At 51.7% G+C, this 21,792-nt stretch carries 20 protein-coding genes and 1 tRNA gene; 12 read left to right on the forward strand and 9 right to left on the reverse strand.

The genetic code is table 11. The annotated features are described in order from the left end of the window. Window positions 1–3: 3 nt before the first annotated feature. Both hisG and HK11_RS01830 read right to left on the reverse strand, forming a co-directional pair. Entirely contained in the window at window positions 4–708 is a 705-nt protein-coding gene (gene hisG, locus HK11_RS01825) for an ATP phosphoribosyltransferase (RefSeq protein WP_086553641.1), read from the reverse strand. A 118-nt stretch (window positions 709–826) separates the two neighbouring features. Then, the gene (locus HK11_RS01830; protein ID WP_086553642.1) at window positions 827–3,601 is read right to left on the reverse strand and encodes a ribonuclease E/G; all 2,775 of its coding nucleotides are present in this window, start codon (window positions 3,599–3,601) and stop codon (window positions 827–829) included. Window positions 3,602–4,203: 602 nt separating this feature from the next. On the opposite strand from HK11_RS01830, the gene HK11_RS01835 reads away from it, so the two are divergent. Beyond that, window positions 4,204–5,061 carry an N-acetylmuramoyl-L-alanine amidase gene (locus tag HK11_RS01835; RefSeq protein WP_086553643.1) on the forward strand — a complete coding sequence of 286 codons (858 nt, stop codon included), beginning with the start codon at window positions 4,204–4,206 and terminating at the stop codon, window positions 5,059–5,061. Here HK11_RS01835 and HK11_RS01840 read toward each other — a convergent pair. From HK11_RS01840 to HK11_RS01850, 3 genes are read right to left on the reverse strand one after another with little or no spacing between them, the layout of a single operon-like run. Then, entirely contained in the window at window positions 5,025–5,324 is a 300-nt protein-coding gene (locus tag HK11_RS01840) for a hypothetical protein (RefSeq protein ID WP_086553644.1), read from the reverse strand. The two genes, HK11_RS01835 and HK11_RS01840, sit on opposite strands and share 37 nt — an antisense overlap. Continuing rightward, on the reverse strand, window positions 5,321–6,775 hold the full coding sequence (locus HK11_RS01845; RefSeq protein ID WP_158092776.1) for a PepSY domain-containing protein: 1,455 nt from the start codon (window positions 6,773–6,775) through the stop codon (window positions 5,321–5,323). The genes HK11_RS01840 and HK11_RS01845 overlap by 4 nt, the downstream gene beginning before the upstream one ends. Then, window positions 6,775–7,116: a hypothetical protein gene (locus tag HK11_RS01850; RefSeq protein ID WP_143216340.1), complete on the reverse strand. Its 342-nt coding sequence runs from the start codon at window positions 7,114–7,116 to the stop codon at window positions 6,775–6,777. Before HK11_RS01850 ends, HK11_RS01845 begins: the two co-directional genes overlap by 1 nt. Before the next feature lie 190 nt (window positions 7,117–7,306). On the opposite strand from HK11_RS01850, the gene HK11_RS01855 reads away from it, so the two are divergent. Then, on the forward strand, window positions 7,307–9,463 hold the full coding sequence (locus tag HK11_RS01855; RefSeq protein WP_233133253.1) for a TonB-dependent siderophore receptor: 2,157 nt from the start codon (window positions 7,307–7,309) through the stop codon (window positions 9,461–9,463). A gap of 92 nt (window positions 9,464–9,555) precedes the next feature. Here the strand turns inward: HK11_RS01855 and HK11_RS01860 are convergent, their stop codons facing one another. Continuing rightward, window positions 9,556–10,596, reverse strand: a complete 1,041-nt coding sequence (locus HK11_RS01860; RefSeq protein WP_233133254.1) for an ABC transporter substrate-binding protein — start codon at window positions 10,594–10,596, stop codon at window positions 9,556–9,558. Window positions 10,597–10,732: 136 nt separating this feature from the next. Between HK11_RS01860 and HK11_RS01865 the strand changes: the two genes are divergently transcribed. Further along, window positions 10,733–10,808, forward strand: a tRNA-Asn gene (locus tag HK11_RS01865). Window positions 10,809–10,930: 122 nt separating this feature from the next. Here the strand turns inward: HK11_RS01865 and HK11_RS01870 are convergent. Both HK11_RS01870 and panC read right to left on the reverse strand, forming a co-directional pair. Next, a complete protein-coding gene (locus HK11_RS01870; RefSeq protein ID WP_086553649.1) occupies window positions 10,931–11,284 on the reverse strand; it encodes a RidA family protein in 354 nt (117 codons plus the stop codon). A 29-nt stretch (window positions 11,285–11,313) separates the two neighbouring features. Then, complete coding sequence (gene panC / locus HK11_RS01875; RefSeq protein WP_086553650.1) at window positions 11,314–12,153, reverse strand: pantoate--beta-alanine ligase; 840 nt, start codon at window positions 12,151–12,153, stop codon at window positions 11,314–11,316. Between the two features lie 177 nt (window positions 12,154–12,330). Here panC and HK11_RS01880 point away from each other — a divergent pair, with 177 nt between their 5' ends. The 6 genes from HK11_RS01880 to cobJ all read left to right on the forward strand — a co-directional run bounded on the left by HK11_RS01880 (window position 12,331) and on the right by cobJ (window position 18,563). Next, window positions 12,331–13,260 (forward strand): DMT family transporter, encoded by a 930-nt coding sequence (locus HK11_RS01880; protein ID WP_369822905.1) that lies wholly within the window; start codon window positions 12,331–12,333, stop codon window positions 13,258–13,260. Window positions 13,261–13,808: 548 nt separating this feature from the next. Further along, the gene (locus tag HK11_RS01885; RefSeq protein WP_143216341.1) at window positions 13,809–14,909 is read left to right on the forward strand and encodes a hypothetical protein; all 1,101 of its coding nucleotides are present in this window, start codon (window positions 13,809–13,811) and stop codon (window positions 14,907–14,909) included. A 306-nt stretch (window positions 14,910–15,215) separates the two neighbouring features. Beyond that, a complete protein-coding gene (gene cobG, locus HK11_RS01890) occupies window positions 15,216–16,430 on the forward strand; it encodes a precorrin-3B synthase (protein WP_086553652.1) in 1,215 nt (404 codons plus the stop codon). A 20-nt stretch (window positions 16,431–16,450) separates the two neighbouring features. Further along, window positions 16,451–17,080 carry a precorrin-8X methylmutase gene (locus tag HK11_RS01895; RefSeq protein WP_086553653.1) on the forward strand — a complete coding sequence of 210 codons (630 nt, stop codon included), beginning with the start codon at window positions 16,451–16,453 and terminating at the stop codon, window positions 17,078–17,080. Next, entirely contained in the window at window positions 17,080–17,805 is a 726-nt protein-coding gene (locus tag HK11_RS01900) for a precorrin-2 C(20)-methyltransferase (protein ID WP_086553654.1), read from the forward strand. Before HK11_RS01895 ends, HK11_RS01900 begins: the two co-directional genes overlap by 1 nt. Further along, window positions 17,802–18,563 (forward strand): precorrin-3B C(17)-methyltransferase, encoded by a 762-nt coding sequence (gene cobJ / locus HK11_RS01905; RefSeq protein ID WP_086553655.1) that lies wholly within the window; start codon window positions 17,802–17,804, stop codon window positions 18,561–18,563. The genes HK11_RS01900 and cobJ overlap by 4 nt, the downstream gene beginning before the upstream one ends. On the opposite strand, the gene HK11_RS01910 is transcribed toward cobJ, so the two are convergent. Next, window positions 18,533–19,321 carry a cobalt-precorrin-6A reductase gene (locus tag HK11_RS01910; protein ID WP_086553656.1) on the reverse strand — a complete coding sequence of 263 codons (789 nt, stop codon included), beginning with the start codon at window positions 19,319–19,321 and terminating at the stop codon, window positions 18,533–18,535. The two genes, cobJ and HK11_RS01910, sit on opposite strands and share 31 nt — an antisense overlap. A gap of 98 nt (window positions 19,322–19,419) precedes the next feature. Between HK11_RS01910 and cbiE the strand changes: the two genes are divergently transcribed. From cbiE to cobM, 3 genes are read left to right on the forward strand one after another with little or no spacing between them, the layout of a single operon-like run. Further along, window positions 19,420–20,652, forward strand: coding sequence for a precorrin-6y C5,15-methyltransferase (decarboxylating) subunit CbiE (gene cbiE, locus HK11_RS01915; RefSeq protein WP_086553657.1), 1,233 nt, complete (start codon window positions 19,420–19,422; stop codon window positions 20,650–20,652). Next, the gene (locus HK11_RS01920) at window positions 20,649–21,038 is read left to right on the forward strand and encodes a cobalamin biosynthesis protein (RefSeq protein ID WP_233133257.1); all 390 of its coding nucleotides are present in this window, start codon (window positions 20,649–20,651) and stop codon (window positions 21,036–21,038) included. The genes cbiE and HK11_RS01920 overlap by 4 nt, the downstream gene beginning before the upstream one ends. Further along, a complete protein-coding gene (gene cobM, locus HK11_RS01925) occupies window positions 21,035–21,787 on the forward strand; it encodes a precorrin-4 C(11)-methyltransferase (protein ID WP_086553658.1) in 753 nt (250 codons plus the stop codon). Before HK11_RS01920 ends, cobM begins: the two co-directional genes overlap by 4 nt. Window positions 21,788–21,792 lie beyond the last annotated feature (5 nt).

Below are 21,792 nucleotides of genomic sequence, written 5' to 3' on the forward strand. Positions count from 1 at the left end.
CTTTTAGACTGTGGCAAGTGGAAGGGAAGTTTTACAGGCTGCGCGGAATGTATCGAGAATAGCTGTAATTTCTTCAGGACGGGTTTTAAGAGCTGTGCGGTTTACGATGACGCGGCTGGTAACACTGGCAATCGTCTCGACCTCACGCAGGCCATTAGCACGCAGAGTTGAGCCGGTATCAACCAGGTCAACAATCAGGCGGGACAGGCCCAGCATAGGGGCCAGTTCCATCGCGCCATGCAGGTGCACAATATTGGCGTTAATGCCACGTGCAGCAAAATAACGGCGTGTAATAGCAGGATATTTTGTAGCCGCCCGCACTTCAGACCATTGTGACCATTCATCAGCACTATGGGGCAGGTTTTCAGGCTGTGCGACTGAAATACGACATTTACCAATGCCCAGATCAAGGGGGGCATAAATGGCGGGGTAGTCAAATTCCATCAGCACATCGGCGCCACAAATACCAATATGTGCACCGCCTGTGGCGACAAAAGTTGCTACGTCAAATGACCTGACACGCACAACATCAATATTTGGATTGCTTGTCGGAAAGCGTAGTTTGCGGCTGCTGTCGCCCAGGCAGTCGTCAGAGGGGGTCAGGCCAGCCTGTTCGAGGAGTGGCGTAACAGCCTTGAGAATACGCCCCTTTGGCAGAGCCAGAATAAGAGGCTGGTGGTCTTTCGTGGCAGGCTGAGGCGCGGTCATGAAACTTCCGGTCGGGACAAAACAGAGAACACGAATGTTCCTAGCACAGGAGGCTGATGCGGCAAAGATTGAGAGAGAGGAGGCCGGGCCTCCTCTCTGCTCACGATTGTTTTAAATGTTAGCGACGCCACCATCCGGTGCGGGGACGACCTTTGGGGGCCTCGTCACTGATCACAACAGGCTGCACCACTGAAGGGTCAGCATCGTTGTCTGTGCCGGCCTTCTCTGGTGCGGAGCTTTCGCTTTCAGCAGCTTCAGCTTTTTTCGAAGTGCGTCTGCGTCGGGCAGGTTTTTTCTCCTGCACGGCCTCACCACTGTCTTCAGCTACGACTTCCGGCTCCTTTTTGCGGGCTGGTTTGCGGCGTGTCTTAGGTTTATCTTCAGTCGCGACTGCTGGCTCATCAGCCTGTACCGGTGCGGCAGAATCATCCTGTGTGACCACTTCACCAGTCTCTGTCGCTTCAGCTTCAGTCTGTTTGGCGCGGCCAGAGCGTCTGCGCCTTGAGTTGCGGCTTTTCTGTGGCTGATCCCCGGTTTCTTTTTCAGCAGGCTCCGGTGACGTTACGTTGTCTTTGCTGACAGTTGCAGTTGCAACAGCTCTGATAACAGGCTCCTGATAGTCTGAAGTTTCCTCGGTCGGATCTTCATCAGTCAGATCAAACATCTCCACTTCATCACCGAACGGATTAGCGGGTGTTGGCCCTCTCCAGATCGGCACATGTCTGACAGCTTTGTTATCGTTTTGCTCAGACTGTTTGGCCTGCTGCTGTTCCGGACGGCGCACGCGTGAATGACGTGTACGACGTCTGCCTGGCATCAGAGCGTGTTCGGTCTGTGCAACATCCGGCTGTTCATCAGACGGTTCCGGCGTGTCAGAGGATTCTGACTGTACATGCTGAGGCGCGTCAGACTGGTTCTGGTCATTATGCTGCTGCGCACGGTCCTCGCGGTTACCCCCGCGGCGGCGGCGGCGGCGGCGGCGGCGGGGCTCTTCTTCGCCTGCAGCCGGGGCCGTTGCAGAGATATTCTGCTCGCTGGTTTCAGCCGGTGTTTCGGTCGCAACGATCTGTGCTGCTGGTGCAGTTTCAGCGGCCAGAGGCGCATCAGCGGGGGTAGTAACGGGTGAAGAGAAGCGCTCTTCTCTGCCGCTGGCCTGCTGGCGTTCGATACGAATTTCAGGGGCAGGCAGTGTATTGTCAGCCGCAAAGAGAATTCTGACGCCGTGACGTTTCTCTGTTTCTGCAACCCATGAGCGTTTATTGTTGAGGATGTAGAGAGCGATATTGCCGTCAACATATACAGTCAGTGCAGAGGCCCTGCGACGATTGACTTCTTCTTCAATGGCACGAAGTACGTGCAGCGCAGAGCTTTCAATGCTGCGTATCATGCCAGTGCCATGGCAGTGCGGGCAGGGTGCAAACACCGCCTCTGCGACAGAGGGGCGCAGTCTCTGCCGTGAAAGTTCCATCAGGCCAAAATGGGAGATGTTACCCATCTGAATACGAGCCCGGTCATTACGTAGCGCATCTTTCATGCGGCGTTCGATCATGACGTTGTGGCGTCGGGATTCCATGTCAATAAAATCAATGACAATCAGGCCGGCAAGGTCACGCAGGCGGAGCTGACGGGCAATTTCGTCTGCTGCTTCCTGGTTGGTGCGGAAAGCTGTTTCTTCGATATTTCTCTGGTTTGTGGCTTTACCTGAGTTAATATCGATAGCAACCAGAGCTTCTGTCTGGTTGATGACCAGGTAACCGCCAGAACGCAGCGACACAGTCGGGGAGAAAATAGCGTCGAGATGACCTTCGACATGGTAATGCGTGAAAAGTGACTGGTTATTGCGGTTCCACAGCCTTATTTTGTCGGCATGCTGCGGCATAAGCAGGCGCATAAAGTCACGGGCAGCTTTCCAGCCGGCTTCACCATCAACCAGAATTTCACTGATTTCACGCGTATAGCCATCGCGGATAGCGCGCTTGACGAGGCTTGCTTCTTCATAAATCAGCGTGGGTGCCAGAGACTGCAATGTGTGGTCACGAATGTCGTCCCACAGGTGCAGCAGATACTCGCAGTCACGCGTAATTTCGGGGCCAGGGCGCTGGGCACCGGCTGTGCGGACAATCATGGCCATGCCGCGTGGCAGCTCAAGGTCAGAAATAATGTCGCGCAGGCGGCGGCGATCGGGCACTGAGGTGATTTTGCGTGATACACCACCCCCACGCAGTGCGTTGGGCATCAGCACACAATAGCGACCAGCCAGAGAAATATAGGTCGTCAGCGCAGCGCCTTTATTGCCACGTTCTTCTTTGACAACCTGCACCAGAATAACCTGGCGACGATGGATCACTTCCTGAATACGGTAATTGCGCAGAAATCTGGCAATACGCTTTTGTATCAGGGCTTCGTCGCCGGTGTCTGTTTCGCCGCCAACATAATCAGGCGCATCGTTGCGTGAACGTGTACGTGCTTCAGGGACTTCATCACCCCCTTCAAAAGCCGGCGAATCGTCCTCGGCTACAGATGCAGCAGTATCGTCGTCTGTTTCAGATCGTGCTTCAGGTGGCTCTTCGCTTTCTTCGCGTTCGGCCGCCTCAAGGAGGGCCTCTTCTTCAGCCTGAAGGGCCAGTAGCTGTTCGCGGTCTGCAACAGGAATCTGGTAGTAGTCGGGATGAATTTCGCTGAAAGCAAGAAAACCGTGGCGGTTGCCACCATAATCTACAAAGGCGGCCTGAAGGCTTGGCTCAACACGCACAACGCGCGCCAGGTAGATGTTCCCTTTAAGCTGTTTTTTTGCAGCTATTTCAACATCATAATCTTCAAGCCGGTTTCCACCCATTACCGCAACACGCGTTTCTTCCGCATGTGTTGCATCGATTAGCATACGCTTGGACATCAAAAACAAAACTCCGATGCTGCGGGGGCCAGCCTGTCAGATCTGTACGTCGTGACGAACGGATCTGCGACAGGGGCGCTTCCGGCAGGCATGAATAATCACTCGACAGAAAAAAATCGGAACATGTAGCCTGGAGAACGTCGTGCTGGCACAGGCAGAGCTCTGCCTGTGATCTGATCACGTATCTGACGTTCCGGGCCTGGGCTACACTCATAAATCCTTCAATCACTTAATAGTCCTGCTTTCATGTCTGCGATGGTGGTGCGGAATGACCTTAAATAACGCACGCTATCTGCCGCATTCAGTTCAGCATCCAGAAAACAGTAACAGGGCACACAAAAGCCTGTTATTGCTTTTATATGCCGCTATTATCAACCATGACGCAAAGCAGAAGAATGCGCAAGTCATTCAGGCCTGCTACTTTTTTACAGCATGACGCGGCTGACATTTTGCGGGCATGTTGTGATTACGGGTTGTATACTGTTACGAAATGTTTTTTCATGAGCAGACTGGCCAGAATCGTGGTACATCACGAGGTTAGTGCAGGCAGGATAAGAAACAGGCCGCGTAGACTGGCCATAATATGACCTGAAAGAAAGATCATGTTCGAACTGGCGCGCAGAAAATTGCTGACTGTTACGGGTGGTGCTTCTTTACTGGGCAGTATCGTGCCTGCTGCGGCTTTTGCCTCAGGCACTCACAGGGTTACTTCGTCTGGTCATTCAACGCTTCATGCTCCTGCCATCACAGGGAGGGCACGTCCTGCCTTACCTCTTGTGATGCTTGATCCGGGCCATGGCGGTAAGGACCCCGGGGCGATTGGTTTTTCAGGTACCTATGAAAAGCATGTGGCTGAAGCAGCTGCGACAGAACTCCACCGTCAGCTCATTGCAACGGGGCGTTATCGTGTGGCGATGACGCGCACGAGTGATCATTTTATTCCGCTTGATGGTCGTGTGGAAATGGCGCATCAGCACGGAGCTTCCCTGTTTATTTCTATGCATGCTGACGCGCTGCTGAATAAATCAGTGCGTGGTGCCAGTGTTTATACACATTCGCATGGCGCTTCTGATTCGCAGACGGCGGCACTGGCCCGGACAGAGAACAGCGCTGATCGTTATGGCGGGCCGCTTGTACGTGGCGCCACACCCGAGGTTCAGCAGATTCTGGCCAGCCTGGTGACGGAAGAGGCGCGTAAGGGATCAGCCTCTATGGCCGGTGCTGTTGTGTCATCTTTTAAAAATCGTATTAATCTTTTGCCGCATCCTCAGCGTCATGCTGCTTTTGCCGTTCTTAAGTCAGCACAAATTCCATCTGTTCTGGTTGAAATGGGGTTTATGTCGAATCGTCTGGATGAAGCAGCCCTGCGTCAGGCGGGTCACAGGGCTATGGTCGCTGGTGTAATGTGCCAGGCAGTTAATCGTTATTTTGCCTCTGAAGGTGCCGGTCTGTCAGGCTGAGCTGCATTTTGTCGCCATAAGGCCAGTGAGAGAGCGCAGACAATGCCGGCACAGGCGCCAAGTCCCAGCCAGATCATCACGCCGGTTTGCCAGTCCGTGTGCAGGCTGAGGAGCAGCGCTGCGCCTGGCAGTAAAAATCGTACATAACGCAGTGTAGTGATGGGTAAGGGTGAGGGTGCTATCAGTTTGCGCGTACGCGGCTGCACGATTTCGTGTGCCAGAAAGCCTGTAAACCACAGCAGAAAAATAAGTATAAAGATCATGACGTTTTTTTTATCAGGCGCATGGCAGCAACAGCTGCGGCAGTGGCTGTTATAAGGCACCATATATCAACAGTGCATGACAGAGCTATGTTGCGCGGAGTGGGGTGAGGCACCATGAGTGCATCAGCTATGGGCAGGCCTACGCCCAGTGCTGCCAGAGTTATCAGCTGCATCGTCCATGCGGCAAAAGGGCGTCTGGCGAGCGAAAAGCAAATTGCCTGCGTGGCTGAGAGTGTCCATGTGGCGAAGAATACGCTGACTTCAGCTTCGGCCCGCCCTGGAAAAGAAACTGGTATCAGTCTGTTTGCCCATAGAAATGCCAGCGCACTGATGGGAAGACCCACGACTGTCAGAATGCAAAACCCTTCCGCCAGTTTATAAACAGTCATGTCACCGGATATACGGCGGCGTTTGATCAGAAAGAGCACCAGGCCACTGATAATGAGGATGGTGCAGCTCAGGCCTGAAAGAAAATAAAGCCAGGACAAAACAGAGGTTGAAAAACGTGCATGGTGCAGGCCGCGTGCGAGCTGAAAAGGCCTGTCGGCTGTGCTGTCATGTGTAATGATGCGTAAAAAATGCCCGTCATTACGGTCAAAAATGGCCTGATCGCGCGTGAGAAAAAGACTGGAATAATCACTGCGTGAAATGCGTATGTCTTCTGGCGTGAAGAGGATAAATCCACATTCCTGTGTATTCAGGCGTTTTTTTGTCTCTTCAATCAGCGGGAAAAGGGGCGGAAGAGCCGTTGTTTCGATATGTCTGGCAGGTGTGGCTGCCGCAGGGCGTGGCTTTTGTGCAAACAGGCTGTAAGGCTGAATAATTGTGCCGGTGTAGGTTATGAGCAGCAGAAAAGGCAGAAACAGAACGCCTGTTAGCAGATGTGCGTCAAGCCAGGCACGGGGTCTGGGGCCAAAGGGACGAAACAGGACCATGTCGGGCCATATGGACCGCAGATGTATGATAAGGCCTGAGAGCAGTGCAACGAGCAGAAACAGTCCGGCCAGGCCGGTCAGAATACCCCCCACAATCCGACCGCTGTGAAGTGTATAATGAAAATTATAAAAGAACTGACCGCCTTCGGTGTCGCGTCCTTTAAGAAGGAGCCCTGTTGCAGGGTCATAAGCAGGGCCGGTGAAAGCAGTGCCGTTATAGTGCAGCACTCTGAGCACCGGGTCACGGGCTGAAGGCAGGTTAATAAAAACGGCGCGTCCCTGTTTTTGATTATGCAAAACTGCATCAGCTGCTGTTTGTAATGCTTCAGGCGTGATGTGGTGTGATGGACTGAGCGGAACCTCGGGCTGCATCCATTGCGTTATTTCCTGATCAAAAACAGTCAGGGTGCCGGTGAGGAAAATACAGGCCAGTACCAGCCCGGCGATAAAACCCACCCAGCTGTGCAGCCAGCCCATATGCAGGCGAAAAGTCTCACGTATTCCGGGCTTAGTCATTACAGCGCCAGGTTTTTTATTACGATGCCACTGACACTTAAAAGGACCAGAAACCACAAACCCCATTTGTGCATGCGCGCACCATAACCAATGACAATAAGTGCAGGGATGAAGGCTGTCGCAAATGCAGTTATGGCCATAGCGCCCTGGGCAGGGTTAAGGCGGCTGGCTGCTGTGAGCAGGTCTGCCCATGAGAGGGCAGCACTCCAGGCGAGGCAGCCGGCGCAAAGCAGCCATAGCACGCGGTGCCATGGCATTAGTCGCACTGCTGGTTTGCGCAGCTTATGTGCGTTCTGCGTGAGGGAGGTGTGCTGAGCGGGAGAAGAGGAAAGTGCCGGCAAGAGATTCGCGCTTCTTCAGGTTTAGACATCCGCCTTATAGCAGAGCTGTTTGAAATAGTCATTGAGAATGTTTCTCATTTGCGTATATAAGGCCGCTCAATTGAACCCCTCTCAGAATGTGTGATTACTCATGTTACCTCGTCAGCGGTCAGCTTCCCGAATTTTTACGTGTCTTCTCATGACAGGTTTTATGAGTGGCGGTGTTTTTTCGGCTCAGGCAGCAGAGACAGTATCCGATCATAAAAAAAATATAGTCAAAACCAGGGAGAGTGATGCGAACGAAAAAGCAATTGAGGCGAGAGAGGATGAACAGCTGGTTGTTACGGCCAGTCGTCGTAACCGTATGGAAGTGGGCAGCGGCGGGCAGCTTGGCGCACTTGGCACAAAACGTGGGCTTGATGTGCCGTTTAATATCCGCAGTTACTCTTCCAGCCTGATTGCAAACCAGCAGTCGCAGACACTGGGGCAGGTTTTGCAAAATGACCCCTCTGTGCGTACGACCATGGGCTATGGCAATTTTTCTGAGATGTTTGTTATCCGGGGTTTTGTACTGAATAGTGATGATATTGCTATTAACGGGCTTTATGGCATTACCCCGCGTCAGCTTGTCTCTCCTGAGCTATATGATCAGGTGCAGATTCTTAATGGTGCCAGCGCGTTTCTTAATGGTGCAGCCCCGAGTGGTTCGGCGGTTGGCGGCAACATTAATCTGATGTTTAAACATGCTGAAAAAACACCCGTTACGCGCGTCACAGGCGGCTATACCAGCAGCGCGATGGGAGAAGGAAGTATCGATGTTGGCCGACGCTTTGGTGATAATAAAAATTATGGGTTCAGACTGAATGTCGCCGGTCGTGACGGAGAGGATGCTATCCAGAACGAGCGCCGTCACAGTGTTGTGGTGGGAGCCGATTTTGACTGGCATAACGACAACACCCGCATTTCAGTGGATATGAATTACCAGAATCAGGGGGTGAATGGCGGGCGGTCTGCTGTGTTTCTGGGGAGTGATGTTACGCGTGTGCCACGTGTACCGTCAGCTTCAAAAAACTATGGTCAGCGCTGGGCCTATAATGATCTGAGTTATATTTTCGGGATGCTGAATGCTGAGCATGACCTGACAAAGCATATTACACTTTATGGTGCTTTTGGCGGTATGGGGGCGAACGAAAAGGGGCTATATTCTAACCTGACTGTTAAAAATGTCAGCACAGGTGATGGTACTAATGGCAGTATGTATGTGCCTTATGTACAGACCAATGAAAGTACCCGTGCAGGCCTCAGAGCCCATTTCAATACTGGGTTTTTTAAGCATGAAATTAATGCGGGTGGTAACGGATTGTGGGAGGATACAGCTACAGCCTATGCTATGTCGTTAACGCCGGCCGCAAATAATTTATACCATCCTCAATACTCTGCTCCATTAAACAACTCTTATGTTGGTGGTAATATTCATAACCCTAAAACAAAAAACACAACGCGCCTTTATAGTCTGTTCTTCTCTGATACGGTGACCTTCTGGCATGACCGTATCGCGCTGACTGCAGGCTTTCGTTACCAGAGTATGCTCATCAACGCTTTTGATTATAACACCCGTGCCCGCACCGATCATTATAATGAGGGTGATTTTACACCGGTTGTCGGCCTGGTTTTTCATCCCACGCGCCGTACATCTGTTTATTTTAACCGTATCGAGGGGTTGTCTCAGGGGCCGGTGGCTGCGGGCACGAATATTGTTAACCTCGGAGAGGTATTTCCGCCTTATAAAAGTGTTCAGTATGAAGTGGGTGCAAAATATGACACCGGCCGCTTCACTACGACACTCGCGTTTTTTCAGATATCGCAGCCGCAGGCTTATCTGGCCGCGACAGCTCAGAGCGATTATTATCGTTTTACAGCGAATGGAATGCAGCGTAACCGCGGTGCGGAGCTGAATGTTAATGGCACTATTATGAAGGGGCTGCGCTTTAACGGAGGGGCGACCCTTATTGATGCCCATATTGTTAAGGGCGATAATAAAGGGAAAACAGCTATTGGTGTGCCGAACTACACGCTGAATGCTAACCTTGAATATGACCTGCCTTTTTTGCAGGGAGGCACAGTGGTTGGTCGTGTTGTTAATACGGGCAAGCAGTGGGTTAACGCAGGTAATACCATGCACTTGCCTGTATGGACCCGTTTTGATGTCGCTATGCGTTACACTTTTGCTGTGAAGCATAAGCCAATGACATTGCGTTTTAGCGTCGATAATATTGCCAATAATCGTTATTGGGCGTCTTCTCTCGGAGGATATTTGATGCAGGGGGAACCACGCACCTTTAAATTCTCGTTTACGACAGATTTATAATCAAAAAAATGCTGACTGAAGAACTGGTTTTTCTATTTTAAAAAACGGTTTTCAGTCAGTTTTTTATATCTGCGGCCGGAAGAACACCCCGCTTAATTGCGTAACGGGTTATGGGTGAAACGATGAGCCAGAGCTGACGAGTCAGCTGTCTGAGGGAGCAGGCCAAGCAGTTGCAGCTCATCACAATACTGAGCAACCTGCTCGCGTAGTTTCTGCCCTGTAATCGCCTGTATGACCGGTTCTTTCTGGAGCATCCGGAATATGGTCTGTGCGTTTAATCCGTCAGATGTCTGGGCCATAAGAGTAGCGGTTTCCTGCAAATGAGTGCGGGACCATTTTGCAGCATCTTTCAGGGCCAGAGTGAGTGCTGTTGCTGCATCTGCTTCGGTGTCAGGGGCAGTATGGCTGATACCAAGTACCAGGTTTGTACGCTCTGAATAAGCGCCCGTTGTACTGCCTGCCAGTTCAGAAAATACGCCTGGCTGCGTGCTGAGCAGCTGCCATCCTTGCGGGTCATCAGTCACTATCGCGTCCGCTTCAGCGAGCGTATCCGGCGCTGTCAGTGTGGCATCAGGTACGATTTTCCAGTTTATTTTCTCCATAGAGTTCATGCCCTTGCGGCGCATCATGGTGGCGAAAAACAATTTTCCTGCATTGTTGTGCTCGTCAACCAGAACAGTACGGTTCAGGAGCTGGTTAAGTCTCTGAATGCCTGTCGCGCGCCGCACGAGGAGGCGAAATGTTCCTGGCTGTACCCCCAGAATAAGGCTGGCGGCCAGTCCCTGATTGAGATGTGTTAACCATGTAGTGGCGGGTGCAACCGCAAAAGAGGCCTCTCCTTTTGCCAGGGCCGTTATAGCCTCATCCCCGTCTTCAGGCGGGTTGTTAAAGGGCAGGAGATCGAGATTGTAGTGCGTAAGAAAATTTTTCTGCGCAGCAACATTCAGAACCGGGCTGTTATCTGCGTCAGGCCATGCCAGGCGTATCTGGTGGTAAAGGCCATCAGCTCTGCGGCGGGGGTGATGATGCCTGTGCAGATGGTACAGCTCAGCACTGCCTGCGGCTGCCGCTCCGGCTAATCCACAGAGCAGAAACGTGCGGCGCGGGAAAGTGCCGGGAGGGGGGCCTGACATGCTCATGTTCCTGATCTTTCTAACGCGGAGAGATCTGTACTGTCACGGCAGAAACAGTTGCGATAAAAAAAATAAAAAAAATCACATAAGGGGGTTTACGAGCCCCGCCAAATGCGGTTATACGATGCCTCGCTGATCCCGAATAGCTCAGTTGGTAGAGCAAGCGACTGTTAATCGCTGGGTCGTAGGTTCGAGTCCTACTTCGGGAGCCAGCCTTTTCATAAAAATATAAATATTGTTTCTCCAGGGTGCTAATCATTGCGTCTTCTGACTGTATACGCGTGTGCCGGGCAGAATCTGGTGGAGCTGCGTTATCAGCAGCTCCGGGGTAGTATCAGCGCAGGGCCGCAATGCCGGTCAGTTCGACTTTCCATGCCGGGTTAGCCAGTTTTGCTTCAACTGTTGCTCGGGCTGGTTTATTATCCTGGTCTAACCAGGCGTCCCATGCTTTGTTCATTTCTGTAATATCGTTGATATCAGTCAGAAAAATCTGAACGGAGAGAAGACGGCTTTTGTCAGTGCCAGCCTTGCTGAGCAGAGAATCAACCTGGCGCAGAATGTCAGCCATCTGTCCTTTTACATCAAGTGACGGATCATCAGCGACCTGACCAGCCAGGTGAATCAGACCATTATAGATAACTGCGCCACAAAGGCGTTCTTCGGGCTCAAGGCGCGTAATATCGCTCATGACAGGCTCCTGTGTCAGAAAAGAAAGCCTCAGCTTAGAGGCATATTATCAATAAGACGAATATCCCCCAGGCTTGCGGCAACAAAGAGGCGGGCAGAAGGGTCTGCCGCTGCTGTGATTTTCAGTGTCTCGCCTGAGCGCAGTTCGAGATAATGCACAGTAAATCCTGCCTGGGTAAGTTTGGTGCGGCAGGTGGCAAGTGCGTCTTCTTCTGTCTGATCATGTTTCATGCTGGCAATGCATGCGAGCAGAAGAGAGGGGAGTTGCGCAGCCTGCCGGCGCTGCTGAGCTGTCAGGCGACGGTTGCGTGAAGAGAGAGCAAGCTGATCAGCTTCGCGCACAACCGGTACAGAGAGCACAGAAACAGGGAAGTTCAGATCTTCAGTCATGCGGCGGATAATGCTGAGCTGCTGGAAGTCTTTTTCACCAAATACAGCCACATCAGCGCCTGTCTGCATCAGTAGTTTGGTGACAATGGTGGTTACACCATTAAAATGCCCGGGGCGGTCTGCACCGCAGAGAATAGTATCTGCGCCGCTGACGGTTACCTGCGTTGAAAAATATTCGGGGTACATGTCCTTGCTGTCGGGCGTGTACAGCACGTCGACGATACCGGTCTGCCTGAGGAGGTCTGCATCGGCCTCAGGGCTGCGTGGGTAGAGGCGAAAATCATCTGCGTTATTAAACTGAATGGGGTTAACATAAATCGTGACAATGCGGCGGGTGACTTTACCGTCCAGGGCACGCACAAGTGCCAGGTGCCCGTTATGAAGAGATCCCATTGTTGGCACGACACCTATGGTTTCGCCTTGTCTGTGCCATTGAGTGACCAGGCGGGCCAGTTCCTGCCGGTCTGTAATAATCTGCATGTCAGATCCTGGTTGTGTAATAAAAGATACTATACTTATAAAGCACTTCTGCTCTGAAGAAAAATAATGTGGTGTTTTCGCTGTTAACGCTATATCGGGAGCATATGCAGGCCGTGACGCTGTTTTGATGACAAAGCGTCGCGGTTTTTTTGCCTTCAGGATATGGCACCTCATCTTATGAACACAAAAACTCTTTTCTCTGGCATGGCGCTTGCTTTTGGGGCGTACGCGTCATTCTCGATCAGTGACGCGTTCTCGAAAATGCTGGCGGGACATATGAACCCGTTTGAGGTTGCTTTCTCAGGTGGTGTGTTCGGGCTGCTTATTCTGCCATTTATACGCAAACCACATGAGTCGTATCTCGATGTTGTGCGGCCGCAAAATAAGGCTATGTGGGTTTTGCGTGCTGTGTGCGTTTTTGTGGCGACAGCAGCCAGTGTAAAGGCTTTTATGCTGCTGCCTATGCCTGAGGCTTTTTCTCTTATGTTTCTGATGCCGTTATTTGTTACTATTCTTTCAGTTGTGTTGCTGAAAGAGAAAGTGACGATATGGGCGTGGATTGCGGTTGTGCTCGGGTTTGTCGGTGTGCTGATAGTGCTGCGCCCTGGTGTGCGTGCCCTGAACATAGGGCATTTATGCGCTTTGCTCTCAGCTATATCATGCGCAGGTAGTGTTATAGCCTATCGTGTGGCTGATAAAGAAAGTGTGCGTTTGTCTCTGTTTGGCTCAAGTCTGGCGGGGCCGCTTATCGGTAATGGTATTCTGATGGCCGCTAATGCAGCCTGGCCGCCGCATATTACTGCCTGGGTATATTTGTTTGGTTATGGTTTTCTGGCTGCATTAGGGCAGCTGCTGCTCATGCTGGCGACAGCCCGTGCTCCGGCTAACCGTGTTGCTTTGCCGCAATATAGCCAGATGGTCTGGGCCATTGCGCTAAGCTATATCGTTTTTCATGATGCGCTGGATGTCTGGACCTTTGTTGGTATTGCCGTCATTACTTTTTCAGGCATGCTCAACTGGTTTCGTCAGCGTATTCGCTACGAGCGTATGGCCATGAAGGAGCGTGCAGAGCGTAATCGTGCTTTGAAAGCCGGGATGTTGAAATAAAAAAGACCATCAGCTTTCTCTCTGTCGTTCAGCCATGGACCATGTAGGGAGCATTGGCTTCTGTGGTCTGGTAGTCGGTTTAAATGGGTTTGTTTTTTAAACCCATTTATGTGTTGTCTGCTGCCTGACCAGAGGGTGATATGATTTTAAGGGTGGTATAATTATATGAATATTGCCAGTCTGTTAAAAAATTATACAGTTTTTTCAAGATAGATGATGAGATGGGTATGGAATATATAAGTTATAATGGTGTAGCTGCCGGTATAACTAACCAGAAACTGGCGCTTATTGGCCTGGCTCATAAAGCGCTGAGAGAGAAGAAGGGTATAAAGCTTCCTCCTCTGGTTATGTTTGATCCGCAGAGCAGAGAACCCCGGCCACGGGTTGATTTTGCGTCAGTATTTGATGTTCGTTATATTTGTTATGTTCTTAATGCCTTTTCCATTCCGGTTAAATACGGGCCGGATGATGATTATCAGGAAGTTGATTCCTCAGCCTGCTTCTGGGAAGGTGCAGAGCGGTTTGGAGAAACTAAAATCCTTGGTGATATGGCGCTTTATGGGCTGACGTGCCAGCTCACCAGGGCTTTTATTCTGAATGACACTATAGAAGAAATTGCTACGATCATTAGTGATGGTATTTTTCAGGATCGTGATATCAAACATGTTATACAAATGCGTGTTGAGAAAGACTGGGAAGATTACAGCCATAGTGTTTTAAGTCCGGTTAAGTATGAAGATAATTTACTGGCGCCATCAGCTATTCTGTCGAAAGCCAAAAATAAATTTGGATATTTATTATCATCAGCATTAATTCTGTGTGATGAGAATAATATGCCATACTCAAAAGAAGAAATAAGAACTATAGCAAAAAAAGATTTCAATATTTATTTATACTGGAAATCAGATTTTATTAACATAAGAGAATATGATACTCTTACCTTATCACTTATTGATTTTTCTCTTTCTTTGAAGGCGACTTTTTTTGTGGGGACATGTAAATCTACTTTTTCATGTTTTGCTGCATTTGAAAAATATTGTAAGGAGCGGCATGATACGCTCAATCATTTTATTTATAATGGACAGACACCAGAGCTGGAGGAACGTTTTGATAACGGCACCAGTACAGATTCGCGTATAGCAACTAAAAACTTTTTTGGGCGCAAATGCCTTATGCCTCGCCATGAGAAAGAAATTGCTCTGCCTGTAAGGCTGTCAGCTCATATTTCTAATATTGGTGATTTTCATACACAGAGTTCTGTTGCCTCTTTCCCGGAAAGCACTCCTGTGGTGGTGGGTTATTTTGAAAATACTGCCCGTTTCAGAATTGAGGGGTTTGAGCTGCATATAAATCCTGAAAATTTACGGATCAGGTATAAAGCTGTGTTGTTGAATGGCCGCATCAGCGACTGGGTAGCGAATGGCGTATATTGTGGCACCAGAGGGGAAGGGATGCCGCTTGTCGGTTTTGCTATAGAGATAGCCGGGCCGGAAAGTCTGGAGCTGGATTGCGTTTATGCAGCACAGTTTTCAAGCGGAGAAATTGTCACGGAAGTTAAGAATGGTGAGATGTGCCGCAGCACATCAGGGATAGAGAAGCTGATATCTATGCAGGTCTCTTTTCGAAAAAAGAAGTTTAAGAATAGCTGAAGAGAAATTGGACTGGTTTCACATTATACGAACATTCGGTCTGCAGGTGGGTGTTCGTGTGTGACCAGAAAAAGAAGTGAGTTACGAGCAGGAGAAAAATGTAGAGCCGGCGTAAATAGTACAGTCGGTATAACAGGTTAAGCCGCTGCTGCTCATTGTCAGGTCAGTATATATCCTTTTACCCGATAATTTTTCTGTTTTTTCGTGATATTAATATTTTCACTGATAGTTTTTGACACACTGAAACAGGCCTGCTTAACACTGTCACACAGAGCATAAAAGCCTGGGGGCGGGACAACACATATTATGACATTTTCTGTCGCGCAGCCGGTCGTTAAAGGGTGGTGTCCAGGTCTGCATATGCCCATGCAGGCGGCTGATGGCTGGCTGGTGCGGGTGCGTCCGCTTTTTGGCCGGGTCAGTGCGCAACAGGCACTCCTTCTGGCTGATGAAGCAGAGCGTCATGGCAATGGTGTTATCACACTTACAAATCGTGGCAGTCTGCAGCTCAGAGGGTTTACTTACGAGCAGGCGCTTCTTTTCCCCCGGCGTATGGTTGAGGCAGGTCTTGGTCTGCCTGATCCGGGTGCGGAAAAACGCAGGGCATTACAGGTTTCGCCTCTGGCCGGGCTGGATAAAGACTGTGCTGTACAAACGCTTTCTGTCGCTCATAATTTGTCAGAACAGCTTATGAGCTCAGAGAATTTGTCTGCTTTACCGGATAAATTTGGCTTCGTGGTTGATGGTGGTGGTTTATGCCCGGCTGGTGCCTTAAAGGGCGATATATCTTTGCAGGCTGTGGCTGGTTCCGACACTTTGTGGCAGGTCGTCTGTGGTGTTGCTCGCAGCGAGGCTCTTGATGCTTCAGGTGTTGTCTCGCTTGCTCTTGATCTGGCCAGGCGCTTTGTTGAGCAGGCCGATAAAACACGCCCGCTTCGCCAGCCTGAAACGGGCTGTCTTTTATTTGAAGCGTGTAACCAGCCATATGAGCGCGTAATAATCCCGCCGCAGAAAAATCCGTTGCTGACTGGTTCTCTGGTAACAGGTGTATATGGTCTGGGTGTGGCATTTGGCTCTCTGACGCCTGAAATTTTACGTGATTGTGCCGCCGTTGCCAGTCAGGGTGATGGATATATCAGACTGACGCCGTGGCATAGTCTGATCCTGGCAGGGCAAAATGCGATGCCTCAGATCACAGGACTTCTGACAGAGCATGATGAGGCCAGGCTGCGCGTTTATGCCTGTTCTGGTGCGAAGGGATGTGCACAGGCTGCCCACGATACACCGGCACAGGCCCTGGCTCTGTCAGCTTTTTTGCCGTCAGGTGCTTCACTTCATGTCTCAGGGTGTCGTAAGGGGTGTGCTCATCCTGCTCCGGCAGATGTCACAGTTGTGGCTACTGCTGGTGAGTATCATCTTGCCAGAAACAGTAGGGCAGGTGATGCCCCTGTGTGCAGGGTGACAGATTTTGAAGCCGTGTGTGCTTTTGTGCGCTCAGATATGGGTGAAGGCGGCGGTTAAACGAAGGAGTGAGGGCCATTATGGCTGGTTATGACTATATCCATGATGGCGCGGCCATTTATCAGCGGTCTTTTTCTATGATCCGTGATGAGGCAGATCTGAGTGCCTTTCCTGTTACTGATGCTAATATTGTGGTGCGTATGATTCACGCCTGCGGCATGGTTGAACTGGCTCAGCATGTCAGCATGTCAGCTGATTTCACGTCTTCTGCACGTCAGGCACTGAAGGGTGGATGTCCGGTTTTGTGTGACTCAGAAATGGTAGCACATGGTGTTACCCGTGCCCGTCTGCCTGCTTCTAATCCGGTCGTTTGTACGTTGCGTGATGAACGTACGCCTGAGCGTGCAAAGCTGATTGGTAACACACGTTCCGCCGCAGCGCTTGACTTCTGGGGTGAGAGGCTGAAAGGCGCAGTCGTGGCAATCGGCAACGCGCCCACCGCGTTGTTTTATCTGCTCGAACTGCTTGATGCCGGTGCACCAAAGCCTGCGGCTGTTATTGGTTTGCCGGTTGGTTTTGTCGGTGCGGCTGAATCGAAAGAAGCTTTGTCTCAGCGTACAGATGTTCCCTGGCTTATTGTGCATGGTCGTCTTGGTGGCAGTGCAATGGCTGCAGCTGCGGTCAATGCTCTGGCCAGCGAGACTGAATAATGGCTACAGGCACACTGCATGTTGTAGGGGTTGGTCCAGGCAGCCCTGATCTGCTGACGGTAAGAGCCGCCCGCCTGATCGAAAGTGCTTCGGTAGTAGCTTATTTTTGCCGTGAGGGGCGCAAAGGGCACGCCCGCACTATTGCAGAGACATACATTACCGAAGGTACGCATGAGCTGCGCCTGGTGTATCCGTTCACGACAGAAATCGCAGTGGAAGACCCGGATTATCAGCGTGGTATCCAGGCGTTTTATGACCGCAGTGCGCAGCAGCTGGCAGATATGCTTAAACAGGGGCAGGATGTCGTCGTGCTGTGTGAGGGTGAGCCCTTTCTTTATGGTTCAGCCATGTATCTGTTTGACCGGCTGAAAGAGCAGTTTGCAACCTCGGTTGTGCCTGGTATTGCCGCTATGAATGGCTGCTGGTCACAGGTTCAGCTGCCCATGACGCATGGTGATGATGTTCTGTGTGTTATTCCTGCGACATTGCCTGAGGCAGATCTGACCCGCTGGCTGCAACAGGCTGATGCGGCAGTTATTATGAAAATAGGCCGTAACATGAGCAAAGTGCGCAATGCCCTTGTACAGTCAGGTCGCATGTCAGATGCGCGCTATGTTGAGCGTGGCACGCAGCCGGATAGTTTTTCCTGCCCGTTTGATGAGTGTGGAGAGACCGCACCATATTTCTCGCTGGTGCTGGTTCCGGGACGAAAGGGTGTCAGATGAGCGGGCGTATCAGCATTATCGGCCTCGGGCCTGGTAATATTTTGCAGCGTACTCCCCAGGCAACACAGGTGCTCGAACAGGTGACCGACCTTGTGGGGTATGGCCCTTATGTGCAGCGGGTTGAAGCGCCGCATCATGTCATTCGTCATAGTTCTGATAACCGTGTTGAGGCTGAACGCGCACGTCACGCTCTTGAAATGGCTTCAGCTGGCCGGCATGTCGGCGTTGTGTCAGGTGGTGACGCCGGGGTATTTGCCATGGCCAGTGCCGTCTTTGAGCAGGTGCAGCTTGGGCCTGACACATGGCGGACGCTTGATATTGAAGTCATCCCCGGGGTCAGTGCAGTTCTGGCGGCTGCGGCGTCACTTGGTGCGCCACTGGGAGGCGATTTTTGTGTGATGTCTCTTTCAGATAACCTCAAGCCCTGGCCAGTTGTTCTGCGGCGGTTGCAGCTGGCGGCAGAGGCCGGGTTTGTTATCGCCCTTTATAATCCGCGCTCGCAGGCACGCCCCTGGCAGCTTGGTGAGGCCTTGCTTCATCTGCGGCAGTTTGTGCCGCTTCATACGCCTGTTGCGTTTGCCCGCGCTATTGGTCGTCCCGATGAAGCCGTCAGAATAACCAGTATTGAAGAGGCTGATGCCGACCTGGCGGATATGAGCACTCTGGTGCTGATCGGGTGTGCAGCCAGCCGGTTGATTGAGCGGCCTTCTGGTCATCAGCCCTGGTTTTATACATTGCGCAGTGTTGTGGCGGAGTAGTTTTGTAACCAGCTGAGAGCCTCCTGCGCTGTATGTACGCAGGGGCCGGCTGGCTGCGCTGGCCGATCGATTATTAAGACCGGAATATTCAGCTGCCCTGCGGCTTCTATTTTTGCAAATGTTGCTTTTCCACCTGAATTTTTTGTGACAAGCCAGTTAATCTGGTGCCGGCGAAGCATGTCATATTCGCCAGCCAGGTCAAAAGGGCCGCGGGCAGTGATGAGTGTTGTGTGGGGTGGCAGGTCAGCCGGCAGGGGTGCTTCGATTGAGCGCAGAATATAATGGTGCTGTGGTGCATTTTTAAAAGGCCTGGTTTCTTTGCGGCCGGTGGTTAAAAAAATCTGTAAAGGCTGGGTGATCTCTGCCAGAACCATGGCTGCCTTATTCAGGTCCGGTGCGTGGTGCCAGGTGTTTGCTGGTGTAGCCTTCCAGCCCGGGCGTTTGAGACGCAGCAGGGGGAGTGAGAGCCTCTCACATGCTATGCTGACATGCTGGCTCATGACAGCTGCAAAAGGGTGTACTGCATTCACAACAGCCTGAATTTTATTGTGGCGCAGCCAGTCGCAAAGTCCATCAACCCCGCCAAAGCCACCGGTGCGCACTGACAGGGCTGGCAGATGTGGGTTGCGCGTTACACCGGCAAGAGAGAGTGTTGGTGCAAAGTTATTCTGGTATTCCAGAAGAGTACACAGGGTGCTGGCTTCGGTTGTGCCCCCGAGAATGAGAACAGGTACAGGCGGTGAGTGCAGAAGAGGCATGATCAGAAGTCTTTGCTACAACACGCTATTTTGCGTCATACGGTAGGTTATATCAGTGTGACACGTTATAGCACCAGGATTCGGAGAGGGCATAAGGCATGATCGTACCCAGCAGAAATATGCCCTGGCTGACGGTCATAGGCGTGGGGGAAGAAGGGGCTGAAGGCCTTTCTGCCACAGCACGCGCGCTTATTGAAAATGCACCGTGGATTATTGGAGGGGAGCGGCATCTCACCTTATGTCGCTCGCTCATAAAGGGTGAGGCCCATTCGTGGGGGCAGCCTTTTTCAATGGGCATCGAACAGGTTCTGGCGCGCAGGGGGCACCCGACACTGGTTCTGGCCTCAGGTGATCCATTTTTTTACGGGGTAGGGGTTACGCTGGCGGCTCACCTGAGTTCTGAGGATATGGTCTGCCTGCCTGCTCCGTCATCTGTTTCACTGGCCTGTGCCCGGCTGGGCTGGGCGCGTCAGGGTTGTCAGGTTCTGTCTGTCTGCGGGCGCCCGATGGAGGTGCTGCGGCCTTTTTTGCAGCCTGGAGCGCGCCTTCTGGTGTTATGTGCTGATGAGACAACTCCGGGGCTTTTACTCTCCTGGCTGACCGAGCTGGGTTTTGGTCAGGCTCAGTGTCATATTCTCGAAGCGCTCGGGGGGCAGCAGGAGAAGTGTGCCTCCTGCCTTGCGTATGAGGGGATTACAGAGCCTGTTAACAGGCTCTGTATGGTCGCTCTTGAGATACCTCAAAGCACAACACAGTCTGCTCTCTCGCGGGCGGCAGGTCTGCCTGATGCCTGCTTTGAGCATGATGGCCAGCTTACAAAACGTGAGGTGCGTGCAGTGACATTATCCTCTCTGGCACCAAGAGCCGGAGAGCTGTTGTGGGATATCGGTGGCGGGTGTGGGTCTGTGAGTATTGAATGGATGCTGACTGACCCGACCTGTCGGGCTGTTGCGGTTGAGCGTGTGCCTGAACGCGCAGCGCGTATTGCCCGCAATGCTCAGATGTTAGGTGTGCCTGATCTGCATATTGTGCAGGGTGAAGCCCCTGAGGCTTTATATAATTTACCTCAGCCATCTGCCATTTTTATTGGTGGCGGGGCAACCGCCCCCGATATGCTTGAGATAGCGTGGAGCAGACTGAAACCCGGTGGACGTATTGTTGTTAATGCCGTTGTTGCAGAAACAGAAATACGGGTGTTAGAGGCCTGGCAGAAATGGGGTGGTGAGGTGAGCCGCCTGAGTGCTGCACGTCTGACTGCTGTTGGCTCATTGCATGGTTTTAAACCGGCTATGACGGTTACGCAGTGGGTAGCCTGGAAGCCGGTGGAGTGAAATTTTACCGCACTATAGCAGGTCTGGGCTGGAACAGTCATGCCACAGCCGAACAGGCAGTTCATATTGTGCAGGAGATGATGTGTCATTATGGCGTGGTAAACCTTACCTGTCTGGCTGTGCCTGCCTTTAAAACCAGCCGGCAGCTGGCCGGCGATGTAGCCGCCAGACTGGATGTGCCTTTGTGCTGGGTTAATGATGCAGAGCTTGCTGATATACAGCCTTTGTGCCTGACATATTCTGATGTAGCGCGCCGTCTCACCGGCTTTGCGTCGGTTGCTGAGGGGTGTGCCCTGGTTGCAGCCGGAGCAGAGGCTCAGCTATATGGTCCCGGGCAGAAACACGGGGGCATTGTCTGTGCCCTGGCAGGAGGAAAGAAAGCGTGACCGTTCATTTTATAGGGGCAGGCCCGGGGGCTGCTGATCTGCTGACTGTGCGGGGGCGCGATATTCTGGCTTCATGTCCGGTGTGTCTTTATGCAGGTTCAGTTGTGCCACCTGATATGCTTAAATTTTGTCCGCCGGGTGCGCGTCTTATTGATACGGCTCCTCTGACGCTTGATCAGATTGAGGCGGAATATGTGAAAGCGCATGAGGCGGGTGAAGATGTGGCTCGCCTGCATTCGGGTGATTTGTCGATATATAGTGCGGTTGCTGAGCAGACCCGCCGTCTTGACCGGCTGAATATTCCCTGGCGTATGGTGCCGGGTGTACCTGCTTTTGCCGCAGCCGCTTCTCTTCTGGGGCAGGAGCTGACTGTACCCGGTGTTGCGCAAAGCCTGGTACTTACCCGTATGACAGGTCGAGCCTCAGCAATGCCTGAGAAAGAAAAGCTGGCGGCTTTTGCGGCAACAGGAGCAACTCTGGCAGTTCACCTGGCAATTCATGTGCTTGATAAAATTGTTGAGGAACTGACACCCTTTTATGGTGCTGACTGCCCTGTAGCGATTGTTGCCCGTGCCACATGGCCTGATGAGGTTGTGCTGCGTGGCACGCTGGGTACCATACAAAATGTGTTTGAGCAGTCACCTGTTGAGCGTACGGCCCTTGTGCTGGTCGGGCCTGCTCTGGGGCATAAAGAGTTCCGTGAGAGTGCGTTATACGATCCTGATTACCGCCGTCGTTTCAGAAGCTGAGGTCG

This window comes from Acetobacter sp. DmW_043 (assembly GCF_002153485.1).
GTDB lineage: Bacteria > Pseudomonadota > Alphaproteobacteria > Acetobacterales > Acetobacteraceae > Acetobacter > Acetobacter thailandicus.

Excerpts from the sequence above, each read along its gene's own strand:
- HK11_RS01910 (WP_086553656.1), bottom strand. The coding sequence starts at position 19,321 with ATGCCTCTTCTGCACTCACCGCCTGTACCTGTTCTCATTCTCGGGGGC.
- cobJ (WP_086553655.1), top strand. The coding sequence starts at position 17,802 with ATGAGCGGGCGTATCAGCATTATCGGCCTCGGGCCTGGTAATATTTTG.
- HK11_RS01895 (WP_086553653.1), top strand. The coding sequence starts at position 16,451 with ATGGCTGGTTATGACTATATCCATGATGGCGCGGCCATTTATCAGCGG.
- HK11_RS01900 (WP_086553654.1), top strand. The coding sequence starts at position 17,080 with ATGGCTACAGGCACACTGCATGTTGTAGGGGTTGGTCCAGGCAGCCCT.
- HK11_RS01835 (WP_086553643.1), top strand. The coding sequence starts at position 4,204 with ATGTTCGAACTGGCGCGCAGAAAATTGCTGACTGTTACGGGTGGTGCT.
- HK11_RS01880 (WP_369822905.1), top strand. The coding sequence starts at position 12,331 with ATGAACACAAAAACTCTTTTCTCTGGCATGGCGCTTGCTTTTGGGGCG.
- cobG (WP_086553652.1), top strand. The coding sequence starts at position 15,216 with ATGACATTTTCTGTCGCGCAGCCGGTCGTTAAAGGGTGGTGTCCAGGT.
- HK11_RS01860 (WP_233133254.1), bottom strand. The coding sequence starts at position 10,596 with ATGTCAGGCCCCCCTCCCGGCACTTTCCCGCGCCGCACGTTTCTGCTC.
- HK11_RS01840 (WP_086553644.1), bottom strand. The coding sequence starts at position 5,324 with ATGATCTTTATACTTATTTTTCTGCTGTGGTTTACAGGCTTTCTGGCA.
- HK11_RS01855 (WP_233133253.1), top strand. The coding sequence starts at position 7,307 with ATGAGTGGCGGTGTTTTTTCGGCTCAGGCAGCAGAGACAGTATCCGAT.
- HK11_RS01830 (WP_086553642.1), bottom strand. The coding sequence starts at position 3,601 with ATGTCCAAGCGTATGCTAATCGATGCAACACATGCGGAAGAAACGCGT.
- HK11_RS01845 (WP_158092776.1), bottom strand. The coding sequence starts at position 6,775 with ATGACTAAGCCCGGAATACGTGAGACTTTTCGCCTGCATATGGGCTGG.
- HK11_RS01885 (WP_143216341.1), top strand. The coding sequence starts at position 13,809 with ATGGCGCTTTATGGGCTGACGTGCCAGCTCACCAGGGCTTTTATTCTG.
- HK11_RS01870 (WP_086553649.1), bottom strand. The coding sequence starts at position 11,284 with ATGAGCGATATTACGCGCCTTGAGCCCGAAGAACGCCTTTGTGGCGCA.
- hisG (WP_086553641.1), bottom strand. The coding sequence starts at position 708 with ATGACCGCGCCTCAGCCTGCCACGAAAGACCACCAGCCTCTTATTCTG.
- panC (WP_086553650.1), bottom strand. The coding sequence starts at position 12,153 with ATGCAGATTATTACAGACCGGCAGGAACTGGCCCGCCTGGTCACTCAA.
- cbiE (WP_086553657.1), top strand. The coding sequence starts at position 19,420 with ATGATCGTACCCAGCAGAAATATGCCCTGGCTGACGGTCATAGGCGTG.